Genomic DNA, 15,452 nt, shown 5'->3' on the forward strand with positions numbered 1-15,452 from the left:
CGCTTTTTCACTGACCCACCTCTGACTTCTCCGCCTTATTTTACCATTTTTTACTTCCTTCCTCTTGGATAATCAGCTACTTTTTATAATTAAGCTTCTTGCTTAAGTTGACACCAATGATCGCGTGTGCCCTCCGATCTCTCAGGTTTGCTGATCACCCTAAGTAGGGGGAGAGCCTTCGAGGTGTTAGGGACTTGCGCTTTGATAATGTGCCATCTGGCTGGTCTGGTTCTTCTACAGAGCGATTTTCTGGCTGGGATATTATTCCTACGCAAGTCCCTTATTAGTTTGTCTCCCGTCTCCTGTCTCCTGTCTCCTGTCTCCCGTCTCCTGAATTATTAACTCGCCGTCGGCGATCGAGCCATTGTTGTAAAATAATCGCCGCCGCTTCCCGATCGATCGCTCCCTTATCCCAAGAGGAAAACTGTTTTTTGGCTTTTAAGAATTCTTCCGCCTCTAGGGATGTGCAACGCTCATCAATGTATTCGAGGGGTAAATCTAAGGCGATCTCTAGTTTCTGGGCGTATTTTTGTACCTGTTTAGCCTGAAATCCTAACTCTCCCGCCATGGTATAGGGCAGTCCCGCCACCAAAATCTTAATATTTCTTTCCTTGACAATCGCCTCAAACTGTGCTAAGTCAGCAACAAAGGAAGAACGGATAATCGTGGTTAAACCGGTGGCGATTAAACCTGTGCCGTCACAGCCTGCCACTCCTACCCGTTTTTTGCCGATATCTAAGCCCAAGGCGGCGACCCTTTCCATCACACTGGATGCCCCTGATCCGGGGGTTCCGAAGGGGGTTTAGCGGGGGGAATTTCCCCCGGACTGTCGAGGGAGTCTAGGGGGGGATTATTGGGCCATTTTAACCAAGACATCCGACTAGGGATAGGAGTTCGTGGCACCGGTTGTAAACCCTGCAGCATTTCTGCTAGGGCGGAATTTTCTGGCTTAGTTTCGCGGATTTTGTGCCATACCGAGCGCGACATCATTAGAGTGTGGGAACTGCGGATTGCTCCCAATTGTTCCAGATATTCCCGTCTTTCGTGCTGATAATCAGCCGATATCAACTCTAGCGATCGAGGGGCATACTTGTGCGTGATCTGGGCCATCTGAATTAATAACTTAGGATAGAGCCAAGTGTAGGCAGGATGGACAATTAATTTCGCTTGATGGGGTCGCTCATCTTGATTAGATAGAATTAATTCAAAATAACCGATCGCCGCTTTTCGTTGTGGTTCAAAAACGTAACCGCGACTAATTTGGGGACCGCCGCACCAACCTTGACAGCGACCGAACAAACTATCCACTAAACTGATTTTAAAATCCTGGATATGGCGATCAAATACCTGACGCAATAACGGCGGCATAGACACACAATCTAACTGATAAAGTAATTGAGCGTCAGCATTGCTCACAGGCAGTAAATTCGGTAAATCTGCCTCTTGTTTGCTCAATTCCTGTAATAATTGCGGCGGTAAAGACCAATAGGTTAATTCTGCCAAAGGCTGAAAACCGTGTTGCCGAAAAAGAGCCAAACTGTCCTTTTGATTGATATTAACCTCTAACACCCAGGTGCGGGCTTCCCAAACCGTTTCTAGACAATAACGCAGTAATTGCGCCCCGATGCCCTTGGGTTCGCCTAAAGACTCCCCTGGATGCACCCGCACCTGTTCCACCCGCCAAGTGCTGCGACTACTATTAAAAGGAGTAACTTGGATAGCCCCACGAATTTTCCCTTCTTCTCCCCGATTGGCCAGGGACTCAGCCACATAGACATGAAAACGGTGTTGCAGAGGATTGGGAAAAAAACTGAGAATTTTAAACAACCCAAACCAAGGACGCACCTGCTGCACCTGGGTGCGGAAATTTTGGGCGCGACGATCAATATCCTCATCGAAGTCATCCAGGGTTAAAGCTTCAATGTCTTCTAGATCCCGATATTGTACGGGACGGATTGGGCGATCGCTAAAATCGTCCCCTTGGGGAACAGGAGAAGTGGTCATGGCTCTGGGGTAAATATCGTCTATGCAGCTATCTTACCGCAGAATCTAGAGGCACTTCTGCACCAATAACAATTTCTGACGGATCATTAGGAGACTGCCACGGAAAGGACACCTCGATGAGCATCTGGGGTTTTTTAGTCCAAATTTCCAATCATGACAATTCGATGCTACAATAACGGACGGTTAATCAGTCCGAATTTGCAGTAAAAGTCTTTGAGTCAATCTGTAGATACCACTAACACCCTAGACACTCTAGCTCAAGAACTGGCCGCCATTCAGCAGACCGGTTCTAAGCGCGTCGCTTTATTGGGTTCCCGTCACGTTCCCATCACCCACCAGCAATTGATCGAAATGATGGCCTATGCCCTCGTGCTGGCGGGCAATCGGATTATGACCTCCGGGGCGACGGGAACCAATTCCGCCGTCATTAAGGGGGCAATGCGGGCAGATCCTAATCTGTTAACCGTGATCTTACCCCAAAGTCTCGATCGCCAGCCCCTGGAATCCCAAGAACAACTTCAGCAGGTTATCCATCTGGTGGAATGTCCCGAAAATGACCATCTATCCCTAGGGGAAGCCAGCAGCCTCTGTAATCGGGAGATTATCAATCGTTGTCAACAGTTAATCTGTTTTGCTTTCCACGACAGTCAGACCCTTTTGCAAACCTGCGCGGAAGCGGAAGATCAACGCAAGCTAGTTACCCTATTTTATTTTGACTAAATTCAGCGATGAATCTCTCCGTCAGTGCCATTCTTCTCTATTCGATAGTGGCTGCCGCTATCTCTGTCTATCTACCTTTTCTGCTGGTGGCCTACGCTAGAGCTAAGGTGGGTTACAATACCTCCGCTCCCCGGGCAATGTTCGATCAACTCCCATACTACGCTAAACGAGCAACTTGGGCCCATCAAAATGGTTTTGAAACCTTTATGATCTATAGTGCCGCCGCTCTCATGGCCTACGTTACAGGAGTCTCCTCATCCCTGGCTGCTAACTGTGCGATCGCTTTTGTGATCCTCCGGCTTCTATTTTCCCTTTTTTATATCACTAATGTCCCGATCGCTCGTTCCCTGATGTTCGGTCTTGGTTCTCTGTGTACTTATACTCTCTTTGGGTTGAGTTTAATCAAGATTCAGTAGAATTCCCGAAACCCGATGCAGGAGAGTGGAAAAACGCTATAGTTCGGGAGCGGTAAAGAATTTGCCTAACCCGAACTAAGGTTAATTTTGTTACTGATAAACCGGTAATTTGGGATTATCCACTGATAACAAACCGGTTAAAAGTGAGGCGGGTTTTTGACTATAGGGCCAAGCAAAAGCATGGCGAAAAGCCGCATCTTGACAAGCCTGTAATTGTCGAAAGTCGATCACGTCTAGGGTGAGTAAATTCTCGTACTCGAAGGGCAGCCGGACATTGTGTAAACCAGCATTATCGGTACAGATAGCAATATCAACCCCCGCTTCAAAACAGCGATCGAAGACTATCTTTAATTGCGATAAACTTTCGAGGGTGCCAGTTTTTAAATAGGTGGTGGGACAGACTTCTAAACATTGATGACGACGGGCAACTTCCGGCAGCAATTCTGGGTATTGTAGGGGAATTTGAATACCGTGACCAATTCTTTGCAGATAGGGCAGTAATTGGGGATAACAACCGTTCTTTGTTTCGTAAAGATGGCCAGTGGTATTTAAACCATTTTCCCTGGCATAACTGTATAAACCAGCAAACTCCTCTAGTCGAGTTTGGTAGTAGGAATCACCCCCGGCAATATCGATCGCACAGACGTATTCTCTCATCTCTAGGGCCAGATCGACGATCGCTTTGTTGACTTCGTAGGGAAGTCGCGAGTGCATACAGAGAATTTGACTGGTAATAATCGGATATTCGCTCATTTTCGAGGCTTGACCAACGATCTCGACAATCGATCGCATTTGCTCGATGCGCTCTGTTTGGTTCAAATGTTCGTCGGTGCGATAGTAAGGAGTATAGCGCAATTCTAAATAGGCCAGATTCTCGAAGATATAAGCACCGCGAATCAGACGATAGATAAAATAGGGCAAAGTTTGGGCGGTTTGAACACTTTCGACGAGGGTGTGTAATTCCAAATATTCATCTAAACTATTGCGTTTGCGGGTGTAAAATTCCTCAAAAGCGGGGTATTCTGGGAATTTAGCCGCTAAATCCCGCTCATGTCTGTGAAAGTAGCGCCAGAGAATTCTCGGTACTACCGATCCCCCTAAATGCCGATGCAAATCCGCGTATAAAGCCACAACTCCGCTGCTCCTTAGTCTCTCAAATGTTCCTTAAATATAACGAAGTTTTACAATTGTTTGACAATTGCTCGCAAATAGTATCAGTGCCTAGTCGGTGAACAGTGTGGGAAATGGGGAAATGGGGCAGCTGTCTCATCACCCTATCACCCTATCACCCTATCTCCTGACGACCGACGACCGACTCCTGATAACTGATCACTGATCACTGCTTAATGATTTGATAGCATGGAGGAAAACCTATAGAGGGTGAAGCGGTATGAGTGACTATAAAGATTCTTCTTCCATGCGCTATTTCTTGGCAGGATTAAAACCCTTTGCCCAACCTTTATTTTGGCTGCCCCTAGGAATATTTTCCTTAGCTCTAATTGCTTTCTCGATATATCAACAGAATCCTGGATGGTTGGGTTCGGTATTCGATACCCCAGGAAAGTCCTTGGAGGAACGCGAAATCGAGAGCAACAAGATTACCGATACTCCTCTCCCCACTGCCGTACCACTGCCGGCCATTCCTGCCAATAATAATACCGCTCGCCCGAGGAAACCGACCTCGACGCAGTCTTTTGATCCTTTAAATACTAATCCCAATGACAGCCAGAAACCCTCTTTATTCGCCCCGTTAATGCCGCAGACTAAGCCAAATCAGCCACCGAAGGCTAGTAAAACCCTGCAACCGATTCAAGTGCAACCGATTAGTGGCAACACTAGCAATTATCCTTTACAGAGAGAAATCGAAAATCGCTCGCGGACTAATAACTTGAATAATTATTCTAATCTCAACCCCGGGGGCAACCCGAATCAAGTCAACCCCCAGGGAAATTATTCCCCTTATCAACAAAATACTCAGCCCCTACCCTCCTGGAATAATGCCAACCCTAACCCGGTCCCCGGCTCTAGCAACCAATCCAACTATTATCAACCCCCCGTATATCAGGCCCCCGTTTACGGCAGTCAACCGAACGTCACCGGTTATCCCAGTCAGGGAATGCCACCCAACAATAATGGCACCCCCTATCAAGTTCCCCCTCAAACTACTAACCGAGGTTTCTCGATCCAACAACCCATTGATGCCCGGTCTTCTGGTTACTAGAAGGACTTAGATAGGAGCTTGCAGGAAGTCTAATAAAATCGGATTAACTATTTCTGGAGCTTCATCCTGGGGACAGTGGCCTAAACCAGCTAAGGGGATAAACTGTTTTACTGTCGGGAATCTTGCTAATTCCCGGCCCAAGGACAAGGGTTCCCAGGGATCTTCGCTACCCCAAAGCAGAATAGCCGGACAGGGGAGAATCGGCAGTAGGTCTTCTGGGAGCGGACCGCCGGAATAAGCGGTAAAAGCGAGGAAAACCTCGATCGCTCCCTGATCTCTGGCGGGTTTTAGGATTATTTCTACTAATTCCTCCGTTACCGCTTCCGAGCGCCGATAAGCTTGCAGGAGAATTTTACGCACTGTCTGGGGTTTAGCGATCTGTTGGAAGAAAAAAGCCCCAATTGCTTTATTTTTGAGAATTATTTGGGCAATATCCGCGCCGAAACGACGATACCAGGGTAATTCCCCCCGTTTTCTTTCGTGCAGTAGTCTGAGGGAACAATTAATCGCCGCCACCCCAAGGACAAAATCGGGATAATCGACGGCAGCCTGCATAATGGCCACGCAACCGATGGAATTACCCGCCAAAAAAGCAGGACCTCCCACCACTTCCCGACAAAAATCGGCAATTTGCGCCCCCCAAGTCTCGAAAGTGTAATCGACCTCGTTTTTTGGTTCGGGTTTGTCGGAACCGCCAAAACCAATTAAATCTAGGGCAAAACAGCGACATTTTTCGCCTAAAACGGGGATATTTTTCCGCCAGTGTCCCCAAGATGCCCCAAATCCATGCACAAGCACGATCGCCGGTCCTGTTTCCCCCGCACTCTGATAGGTGATTTTGAATCCCCGCCAATGCCAAATTTTTGCTTGTGTCTCTAATCCTAGAATTTGTTGCATACTTTGTTATATCTATAAAGTATTCGTTGCTTTTCTTAATATATACTGTCAGGAAAGAAGCATTAAGCGAATAGAAGCATTTTTAGAAAACGGGTTTCTTCGAGAAACCCGTTTTCTTGCAATATTAATTTCTGTTACAGGGTTCTTGAAAAATTGGGGATTGTTGGGCTAAAACTGTTAGCAATAAACTTTTGCAGTTAATGTCATGATTTCTACTCTTTTGCCGATTCTTCCTGCTGTTTACGATGTTTTGTTCAGTTTTGCTCAATCTGATGGATTTTGGGCGAATTTGGCAATCGCTGTGGGTTAAGGGGGTGAAATCATAACAATCCGTTGCCAAAACCGACTTTTCAGAATACAATAGGGACGAGTAGTCATTCATCGCTCAGATTAGTTAAGATGATATTACATGACTAATAATATTGACCATGACCGCTTATTTAAGGAGTTAATCTCCACCTTTTTTGTCGAATTTATCGAGTTATTTTTTCCTCAATTGATGAATTATTTAGATAGGGACTCGATTACTTTTTTAGACAAAGAAGTATTTACTGATGTCACGGAAGGAGAAAGGTATGAAAGCGATTTAGTCGTACAAGTTAAGTTTCGAGGAAAAGAATCTTTTTTTCTGATTCATGTAGAGGCACAGGAAAGTTCCCGCAAGTGGTTTAATCGGCGAATGTTTACTTATTTTGCTCGCTTTCATGAGAAATTTGTCCTACCGATTTATCCCATTGTAATTTTTTCTTATTCAAAGCCAAAAAGAGAAGCGATTAGTCAATATGTGGTCGATTTTCCCGATTTTAAGGTATTAGAATTTAACTATCAAGTAGTGCAGTTAAATCGATTAAATTGGCGAGATTTTCTCAATCAACCGAATCCGGTTGCTTCAGCTTTGATGGCTAGGATGAACATTGCCGAGAAAGAGCGAGCCAAGGTAAAAGCGGAATGTCTGCGCTTGTTAATTACTTTAAGGTTAAATCCAGCGAAAATGCAATTAATTTCTGGATTTATTGATACATATCTCAATCTAAATCCGGTGGAAGAGATACAATTTCAAGAAGAGATTAGCACATTTAGTCAACCTGTACAGGAGGGAGTTATGCAAATTACCACCAGTTGGATGCGTCAAGGTATTGAACTAGGTATTGAACAAGGTATTGAACAAGGTATCGAACAAGGTATCGAACGGGGTATTGAACAAGGTATCGAACAAGGTATTGAACAAGGTATTGAACGGGGTATTGAACAAGGTATCGAACGGGAAAAGACATTGATTCTTCGTCAACTTAAACGCAAGTTAGGGGAGATTAATCCTTCATTGGAAACTAAAATAATGGAGTTAAGTATTGATGATGTCGAAGCATTAGGAGAAGCTTTATTCGATTTCTCTAAGGTTGAAGATTTAATCAATTGGTTAAATACTTTAACAGATTAGCTCTTCCGTTAGCGATCGCCTTCTGACAACAACCCACTAAAATTGTCATAATGAAACAAACAACCGCCAATTATGATGAACCCTGGAAAGAAGCATTAAGCGAGTATTTTGGAGCGTTTTTACATTTCTTCTTTCCCGAAGTTCACCAATTGATTGATTGGACACAAATTCCCGAATCCCTAGAAAAAGAACTCAAACGGATTACCGCTTCAGCAAAGACAAAAAAACGTTTTGCTGACAAACTCTATAAAGTTTGGTTACTCAGGGGTGAAGAAGTCTGGATTTTGATTCATATTGAAATTCAAAGTCAATACGAAGAAAATTTACCTCAGAGGATGTATATTTATAACTATCGGGCCTTTGATTTGTATCAGAAACCGGTTATCAGTCTCGCTATCTTAGGAGATGAACGAGTAAATTGGCGACCAGATTCCTATAATTATACTATCGCTGGTTGTGAAGTAAGTCTGAAATTCCCAACAGTCAAATTACTGGACTATGAGGAAAGCTGGTCAGAACTAGAAGCAAGTAGCAATCCCTTTGCTATAATAGTCATGGCACACCTGAAAACAAAAGCGACTACTGGGAAGCTGCCAGAACGGGAACAGTGGAAGTGGAGATTAATCAGGGGATTATATGAAAAGGAGTTCGAGAGGGAACAAATAATTAAATTATTTGAAATCATCGACACAATGATGACTTTATCCCCTAAATTGCAGTCAAGTTTAGAGAGTAAAATTAAACAATTTGAGGAGGAAAGAACCATGCCTTTAATGAGTAATATGGAGTTACGAGGAATCGAACAGGGTAAGAAAATAGGTAAGGAAATTGGGGAGTTACGAGGAATAGAACGCGGTAAGGAAATTGGTAAGGAAATTGGAGCGTTAGAAAATGCTCGTGATTTTGTGAAAAAAGTTTTGGAAAACCGACTAGGCGATATCCCTGAAGATATTGGACAATGTATCAATGATGCTTCAGTTATTTCGGTTTTAGAAGAGATGTTAAAAGCCGCACTTATAGTAAATTCTTTTGAGGAGTGTAGGAAGTCTTTTAGTATCATAATAAATAAGTAGTGTGGGTAATACCTACCTTACTTAGTAAACTGTTTGAAATCATCGACACAATGATGACTTTATCCCCTAAATTGCAGTCAAGTTTAGAGAGTAAAATTAAACAATTTGAGGAGGAAAGAACCATGCCTTTAATGAGTAATATGGAGTTACGAGGAATCGAACAGGGTAAGAAAATAGGTAAGGAAATTGGGGAGTTACGAGGAATAGAACGCGGTAAGGAAATTGGTAAGGAAATTGGAGCGTTAGAAAATGCTCGTGATTTTGTGAAAAAAGTTTTGGAAAACCGACTAGGCGATATCCCTGAAGATATTGGACAATGTATCAATGATGCTTCAGTTATTTCGGTTTTAGAAGAGATGTTAAAAGCCGCACTTATAGTAAATTCTTTTGAGGAGTGTAGGAAGTCTTTTAGTATCATAATAAATAAGTAGTGTGGGTAATACCTACCTTACTTAGTAAACTGTTTGAAATCATCGACACAATGATGACTTTATCCCCTAAATTGCAGTCAAGTTTAGAGAGTAAAATTAAACAATTTGAGGAGGAAAGAACCATGCCTTTAATGAGTAATATGGAGTTACGAGGAATCGAACGCGGTAAAGAAATTGGTAAGGAAATTGGTAAGGAAATTGGTAAGGAAATTGGAGCGTTAGAAAAAAGCCGCGATGACATAAAAACAGTTTTAACTGTGCGGTTTGGACAAATTTCTTCAGAAATTGAAGAGATAATCGGCAAAATGACTAACCCTACTATCTTAGAAGAGCTACTAAAATTAGCAGCTACCGCTCATTCTCTCGCAGAATTTAAGCAGTCTTTGGCAAAAATCAATATCTAGAAAACGGGTTTCTTTGAGAAACTATTTAGAAAACCCGTTTCTTTGAGAATCCCGTTTTCTTTGGTATTTAGAAACCGGGTTTCTTTGAGAACCTATTTAGAAACCAGGTTTCTTTGAGAAACCCGGTTTCTTGTTCCTTAATCAAACAGCATTAAGTCTAACTGCTAGTTACTTTAGCTATGTTTCTAGTCCGACTCTTCCCAGTATCACACTTGCGGTTTCTCCCGCAAGTGTTACTGAAGATGGGACAACAAATCTGGTTTATACCTTCACCCGTAGCGGTTCCACAACTAATTCCTTAACCGTCAATTACACCCTCGGAGGGACAGCTACTCTCAATACCGACTACACTCGTACAGGGACCACCAATATAGTCACCTTTGCTGCTGGTTCATCCACTGCTACCGTAACTGTTAATCCCACTGCTGACACAATAGTAGAGAGTAACGAAACTGTTATTTTAACCCTCGCGACCGGGACAGGTTATACAATAGGTACAACCACCGCAGTTACAGGGACAATTACCAATGACGATGTCACCCTTCCCAGTATTACTCTTGCAGTTTCTCCCAGTAGTGTGACAGAAGATGGGACAACAAATCTGGTTTATACCTTCACTCGTAGCGGTTCCACAACTAATTCCTTAACCGTCAATTACACCCTCGGAGGGACAGCTACTTTAAATACCGACTACACTCGTACAGGGACTACCAATACTGTCACCTTTGCTGCTGGTTCATCCACTGCTACCGTAACTGTTAATCCCACTGCTGACACAATAGTAGAAAGTAACGAAACTGTTATTTTAACCCTCGCGACCGGGACAGGTTATACAATAGGTACAACCACCGCAGTTACAGGGACAATTACCAATGATGATGTCACCCTTCCCAGGATTACTCTTGCGGTTTCTCCCAGTAGTGTCACCGAAGACGGGACAACTAATCTGGTTTACACCTTCACTCGTAGCGGTTCCACAACTAATTCCTTAACCGTCAATTATACCCTCGGAGGGACAGCTACTCTCAATACCGATTACACTCGTACAGGGACTACCAATACTGTCACCTTTGCTGCTGGTTCATCCACTGCTACCGTAACTGTTAATCCCACTGCTGACACAATAGTAGAGAGTAACGAAACTGTTATTTTAACCCTCGCTTCCGGGACAGGTTATACAGTAGGTACAGCCACCCCAGTTACAGGAACCATTAATAATGATGACTTTTTCCAACTTTCCATCAATAATATTACCCTGGTCGAAGGCTTAGATAATAATGCCATCCTCACTGTGACTGTCAACAATCCAAATCCACAACCAATTAGCGTCAACTATACTACTGCACCCATTAACGCTACCGCTAATGTAGATTACACTAGCAAAACTGGAACTATCACCATTGCACCTAATACTTCCACTGCTACTATTAGCATTCCCATCCTCAATGATAACCTCAATGAAGCCGATGAAGCTTTTACAGTAACCCTCTCCAATCCCGTTAATGCTACCATCAATCCCGAAGGAGGAATAGGAGAAGTTATCATTACTGATACTTGGCAAAGCAGTCTCACTCGCACCTTACCCAACAATGTCGAAAACCTCAGACTAATTGGCAGTAATAATGTTAATGGTACAGGTAACGCCGGTAATAATAATATCACTGGAAATAGTGGCAATAATCAAATCAATGGAGGTGCGGGAATTGATACTTTAACCGGCGGTTTAGGTGCAGATACTTTCATATTTCAATTTGGCCAATCTACCAGATCAACAAGCGATAGTATCACAGATTTTGCCATCAATAGTGATAAAATTGACTTATTAACTCAAGCTGGAAACGCCACGAGTGCGCCTAGTAGTTTCAGTCGAGCTGCTAATAGCACTGTCACCACTTTAGACAATTTAATCAATCAGGTATTTACTGATGCTAATGGAGCCACTACAGGTAATCAAGGATTAGCGGTTAATAGTGCCGCCTTAGTACAAGTAACAACTGGTGCAATAGCCGGAACTTATCTCGTTATTAATGATAGCGCGGCTGGCTTCCAATCCAGCAATGATTTATTAATAAATATCACCGGATTTACTGGCACTTTACCAGCTTTAGGAAGCATTCCAGTGAGTAATTTCTTTATCTAAGTGTCTAAGCTCTCCTTCTAAGTCACCTAGAAAACGGGTTTCTTCGAGAAACCCGTTTTCTGGACTTTACTGGTGACTAGAAAATCTACAGTTTCACCGATAGGTTATTGCCCGAATGCTTCGCCCCTAGAGGACGCGGGCCGATGAAGACGCAAGGTTTTGAACGACGCAAGACTTTTAAGTATCTTCCCAAATCTTCATCAATAATCGGGGCTAAGTAAATAAAATTTCACAACTCGATCGCTACAACTATCCCGCCAAGAACTACAATAACCCTAGGCATCTGTGTGAAAAAAAGGCCCATCTATGCAACTTTCGCCCCAAGAAAAAGATAAATTACTCATTTTCACGGCGGCACTGCTCGCCGAAAGACGCAAAAACCGTGGTATCAAGTTAAATTATCCCGAAGCGATCGCCTATATTAGCGCCGCCATTCTTGAAGGTGCTAGGGAAGGTCGTAGCGTCGCTGAATTGATGAGTTACGGCACCACTTTATTAACCCGCGAGGAGGTAATGGAAGGCATCCCGGAAATGATTACGGAAGTGCAGATCGAAGCGACTTTTCCCGATGGTACTAAATTAGTTACCGTTCACAATCCCATTCACTAACAGGAGATTTTTAGCAGTTATGATTCCGGGAGAAATTATCACACCATCCGGAGCGATCGAGATTAATGTCGGTCGCGACACCCTGCGTATTTCTGTGGCTAATACAGGCGATCGACCGATCCAAGTGGGTTCCCACTATCATTTTTATGAAGTTAACCAGGCCCTGGAGTTTCAGCGCGAATTAACCAAAGGAACCCATCTGAATATTCCCGCAGGTACATCCGTTAGATTTGAACCGGGAGACACGAAAGAAGTGGAATTAGTTGCCATTGCGGGAACTGAAGAAATTTATGGCTTTAATGGTTTAATTAATGGTTCTCTAAAAGGTAAGAAAAAGAAAAAGTAAGGCCTTGACGGAAAAATTATCACAGTTCGATCGCTCAATTGTGGTAACATCAAGGCAACGATAACTAATTCTTTCCAAGACTATGACGACGGTAAAAATTGGCATCATTGGCGGCAGTGGTTTGTATAAAATGGATGCTCTCAAGGATGTGCGGGAAGTATCCCTCGATACTCCTTTTGGTTCTCCTTCCGATGCTTTAATTCTCGGTACTTTAGACGGAACAGAAGTGGCCTTTTTAGCGCGTCATGGCAGAGGTCACCATTTTTTACCGACGGAATTACCCTTTCGAGCTAATATTCACGCTCTCAAACAATTAGGGGTTGAATATATTATTTCCGCTTCGGCCGTTGGTTCCCTAAAAGCCGAAGTTAAACCCCTAGATTTAGTCATTCCCGATCAATTTATTGACAGAACTAAAGAGAGAATAGCGACTTTTTTTGGGGAAGGAATTGTTGCCCACGTGGCCTTTGGTGATCCCATTTGTCCCCAATTAGCCAACATTTTAGGGGATGCCGTCGCTAGTTTAAACCTACCGGAAGTTACCCTGCATCGCGGCGGTACATATCTCTGTATGGAGGGTCCGGCTTTTTCTACTAAAGCGGAATCAAATCTCTATAGAAGTTGGGGCGCAACCGTGATCGGTATGACCAATTTAACCGAGGCAAAATTAGCCCGAGAAGCGGAAATTGCCTACGCTACCTTAGCCCTAGTTACCGATTACGATTGTTGGCATCCCGATCACGATCATGTCACGGTAGAAATGGTGATCGAAAATCTTCACCATAACGCTATTAATGCCCAAAAAGTGATCCAAGAAACGGTGCGCCGTCTGGCAGCTAATCCTCCCGTTTCTGCCGCTCATTCTGCCCTTAAATACGCTATTCTTACCCGTCTAGATTCTGTTCCCGTCGCCACTAAGGAAAAATTAGCTCTCTTTTTGAAAAAATATGTTGAATAAGTAGAGAAATAGCCGAGAAAAGTCGCCGCTGAATCTAGAAATGGGTCATTTTTCTCGCTGTGATCCAGACGATCAATTTGACCCTTAACGAAGGCAGGAGTCAGGAGGCGGTCGGCAGGAGATAGGAGATTATTTTATTTATTCTCCCCACACCCCACACCCTACACCCCACACCCTGTCCCCACGAAAAACTTTGTGCCGCAAACCCTAACTAGCTAGATATTCTCTGATGTTAGCCCTGCGTTTTCTTAGTTTAGCGATCGCTTCTCGTTCGATCTGACGGACGCGTTCACGACTGATATTGAGTCGAACGCCAATTTTTGCTAGGGTGAGGGGCTGCCCATTATCTAAACCAAAACGCAGACAAATCACTTCTTTTTGTTGGGGGGTGAGGTCTGCCATCAGTTTTTCTAAGTCCACCTGGAGGGAAGAATAGGCAGTATAATCTTCTGGGGAAAGTCCCGTATCTTCCAAGAGTTCCCCTAATTCCGTGTCTTGATTGTCCCCCACCTTTAAGTCAAGGGAAAGGGGTTGACGGGACCTTTCCAAGTAGTCTCGCACTTGTTTAGGAGTTAGGTCTAATTCCTCGGCTAATTCGGCAATGGTGGCGGCGCGACCTTTATCTTGAGCTAGTTGACGCTGGGCCTTTTTGATTTTATTCAGTTTTTCGGTGATGTGGATGGGCAGACGGATGGTACGACTTTTTTCTGCGATCGCCCGGGTGATGGCTTGGCGAATCCACCAATAGGCATAGGTGGAAAAGCGATAGCCTTTGGTGGGGTCGAATTTTTCCACACCTCTTTGCATCCCAATGGTTCCCTCTTGGATGAGATCTAATAGATCTAGATTGCGTTTTAGGTATTTTTTAGCGACGGAAACCACTAGACGCAGGTTCGCTTCTACCATCTTACGTTTGGCGAAATCCCCCGCCCCTAATTCTCGACGTAGTTGTTCTTCACTAATTTCCGCCGCTTCTGACCACTGGCGATCGCTGGGGTCGCTGCCGAGTCTAGCTTTAAGGGATTCCTTGATTTTTTCCAGAAAAATTAATCTTTGTACCTGTTTCGCGTAGAGAATTTCTTCTTCATGGCTGAGAAGGGGAACTCGGCCAATTTCTCTGAGATAGGCGCGAACTGGATCGGTGGGGTTTTTCGAGGTTTTCATGAGTGCGCGTCGATGGAGGATTGATATTCAGGGATTGATGGCTTTTTTCAGATCGCTTCCCCAGGGGCAATTAAGGAGATGCTATCAGAGTTTTTTCTCGTTTTGTAAAGAGATAAGTGAGTGGTTACTCAAGGATAGAGAGAAATCTAATTGACGATTTAATTGCCTCTATAGTCCTTTTTTTGGCTAGATATAGATTTTATGGGCATAAATGGCAAGTAGTGAGAAGCTTGGTTATTTAACTAATATTACAACAATTATTAAATATTGTAAAGTTTATGAGAAAAAAAAATCACCCCTCTCAGGAAAGCACCAATTAAGAGGAGGTTTGAGTATCTCTACTCATAGATTACCCAAAGGTTTCCGATCAGGATGCAATCTAGATCACAAAATGAGCAATTTTCTCATTTAGCGATCGCCCTGCGATCAGCAACGGAAGTGGGAGGTGGGGAGAAGGGAGAGGGGAGAAGAAATAGGGTTTGCGGCAAAAAGTTTGTTGGTGGGGTTAGTAGGCAGGAGTCAGTCCTGATGAAAAAATTTTCACCCCCACAGATGAAAGAGGTTTCCTTCCCTACACGCGTTCGGCTGATCTCACGGCCGAAGCCCACAGCCCACACCCTGTCTCTTATCC

Annotated in this window: 13 protein-coding genes and 3 pseudogenes; 11 read left to right on the forward strand and 5 right to left on the reverse strand. The window is 43.8% G+C overall.

Annotation, left to right across the window (positions count from 1 at the left end; all coding sequences use genetic code 11):
* Positions 1-283: 283 nt before the first annotated feature.
* Both ruvX and IQ234_RS15155 read right to left on the reverse strand, forming a co-directional pair.
* On the reverse strand, positions 284-763 hold the full coding sequence (gene ruvX / locus IQ234_RS15150) for a Holliday junction resolvase RuvX (RefSeq protein ID WP_193957690.1): 480 nt from the start codon (positions 761-763) through the stop codon (positions 284-286).
* The gene (locus tag IQ234_RS15155; protein WP_193957691.1) at positions 763-2,004 is read right to left on the reverse strand and encodes a GNAT family N-acetyltransferase; all 1,242 of its coding nucleotides are present in this window, start codon (positions 2,002-2,004) and stop codon (positions 763-765) included. Before IQ234_RS15155 ends, ruvX begins: the two co-directional genes overlap by 1 nt.
* A 213-nt stretch (positions 2,005-2,217) precedes the next feature.
* Here IQ234_RS15155 and IQ234_RS15160 point away from each other — a divergent pair, with 213 nt between their 5' ends.
* Together IQ234_RS15160 and IQ234_RS15165 are read left to right on the forward strand one after the other, a co-directional pair.
* Complete coding sequence (locus IQ234_RS15160; RefSeq protein ID WP_002741066.1) at positions 2,218-2,724, forward strand: hypothetical protein; 507 nt, start codon at positions 2,218-2,220, stop codon at positions 2,722-2,724.
* Positions 2,725-2,732: 8 nt separating this feature from the next.
* On the forward strand, positions 2,733-3,140 hold the full coding sequence (locus IQ234_RS15165; RefSeq protein WP_193957692.1) for an MAPEG family protein: 408 nt from the start codon (positions 2,733-2,735) through the stop codon (positions 3,138-3,140).
* A gap of 90 nt (positions 3,141-3,230) precedes the next feature.
* Here the strand turns inward: IQ234_RS15165 and IQ234_RS15170 are convergent, their stop codons facing one another.
* Positions 3,231-4,271, reverse strand: a complete 1,041-nt coding sequence (locus tag IQ234_RS15170; protein ID WP_193957693.1) for an adenosine deaminase — start codon at positions 4,269-4,271, stop codon at positions 3,231-3,233.
* 259 nt (positions 4,272-4,530) lie between these two features.
* Here IQ234_RS15170 and IQ234_RS15175 point away from each other — a divergent pair, with 259 nt between their 5' ends.
* Positions 4,531-5,361: a hypothetical protein gene (locus tag IQ234_RS15175; protein ID WP_193957694.1), complete on the forward strand. Its 831-nt coding sequence runs from the start codon at positions 4,531-4,533 to the stop codon at positions 5,359-5,361.
* Between the two features lie 6 nt (positions 5,362-5,367).
* Here IQ234_RS15175 and IQ234_RS15180 read toward each other — a convergent pair whose 3' ends face one another.
* Positions 5,368-6,258 (reverse strand): alpha/beta fold hydrolase, encoded by an 891-nt coding sequence (locus IQ234_RS15180; protein ID WP_193957695.1) that lies wholly within the window; start codon positions 6,256-6,258, stop codon positions 5,368-5,370.
* Between the two features lie 409 nt (positions 6,259-6,667).
* Between IQ234_RS15180 and IQ234_RS15185 the strand changes: the two genes are divergently transcribed.
* The 8 genes and pseudogenes from IQ234_RS15185 (at position 6,668) to IQ234_RS15220 (ending at position 13,657) form a co-directional block, all read left to right on the forward strand.
* A complete protein-coding gene (locus IQ234_RS15185; protein WP_193957696.1) occupies positions 6,668-7,696 on the forward strand; it encodes a DUF4351 domain-containing protein in 1,029 nt (342 codons plus the stop codon).
* A gap of 50 nt (positions 7,697-7,746) precedes the next feature.
* A complete protein-coding gene (locus IQ234_RS15190; protein ID WP_193957697.1) occupies positions 7,747-8,769 on the forward strand; it encodes an Rpn family recombination-promoting nuclease/putative transposase in 1,023 nt (340 codons plus the stop codon).
* Between the two features lie 26 nt (positions 8,770-8,795).
* Positions 8,796-9,200 (forward strand): annotated as a pseudogene (locus tag IQ234_RS15195) (hypothetical protein); the annotation flags it as partial.
* 26 nt (positions 9,201-9,226) lie between these two features.
* A pseudogene (locus tag IQ234_RS15200) lies at positions 9,227-9,604 on the forward strand (hypothetical protein); the annotation flags it as partial.
* A 193-nt stretch (positions 9,605-9,797) separates the two neighbouring features.
* Positions 9,798-11,744, forward strand: a pseudogene (locus IQ234_RS15205) (beta strand repeat-containing protein); the annotation flags it as partial.
* Positions 11,745-12,050: 306 nt separating this feature from the next.
* Positions 12,051-12,353: an urease subunit gamma gene (gene ureA / locus IQ234_RS15210; protein ID WP_002738360.1), complete on the forward strand. Its 303-nt coding sequence runs from the start codon at positions 12,051-12,053 to the stop codon at positions 12,351-12,353.
* 19 nt (positions 12,354-12,372) lie between these two features.
* Entirely contained in the window at positions 12,373-12,699 is a 327-nt protein-coding gene (gene ureB / locus IQ234_RS15215; RefSeq protein ID WP_002748322.1) for an urease subunit beta, read from the forward strand.
* Positions 12,700-12,781: 82 nt separating this feature from the next.
* Entirely contained in the window at positions 12,782-13,657 is an 876-nt protein-coding gene (locus tag IQ234_RS15220; RefSeq protein ID WP_193957699.1) for an S-methyl-5'-thioadenosine phosphorylase, read from the forward strand.
* 207 nt (positions 13,658-13,864) lie between these two features.
* On the opposite strand, the gene IQ234_RS15225 is transcribed toward IQ234_RS15220, so the two are convergent.
* The gene (locus IQ234_RS15225; protein ID WP_110580350.1) at positions 13,865-14,821 is read right to left on the reverse strand and encodes an RNA polymerase sigma factor, RpoD/SigA family; all 957 of its coding nucleotides are present in this window, start codon (positions 14,819-14,821) and stop codon (positions 13,865-13,867) included.
* Positions 14,822-15,452: the final 631 nt, after the last annotated feature.

It is taken from the genome of Microcystis aeruginosa LEGE 91341 (assembly GCF_015206885.1).
Lineage (GTDB): Bacteria > Cyanobacteriota > Cyanobacteriia > Cyanobacteriales > Microcystaceae > Microcystis > Microcystis aeruginosa_H.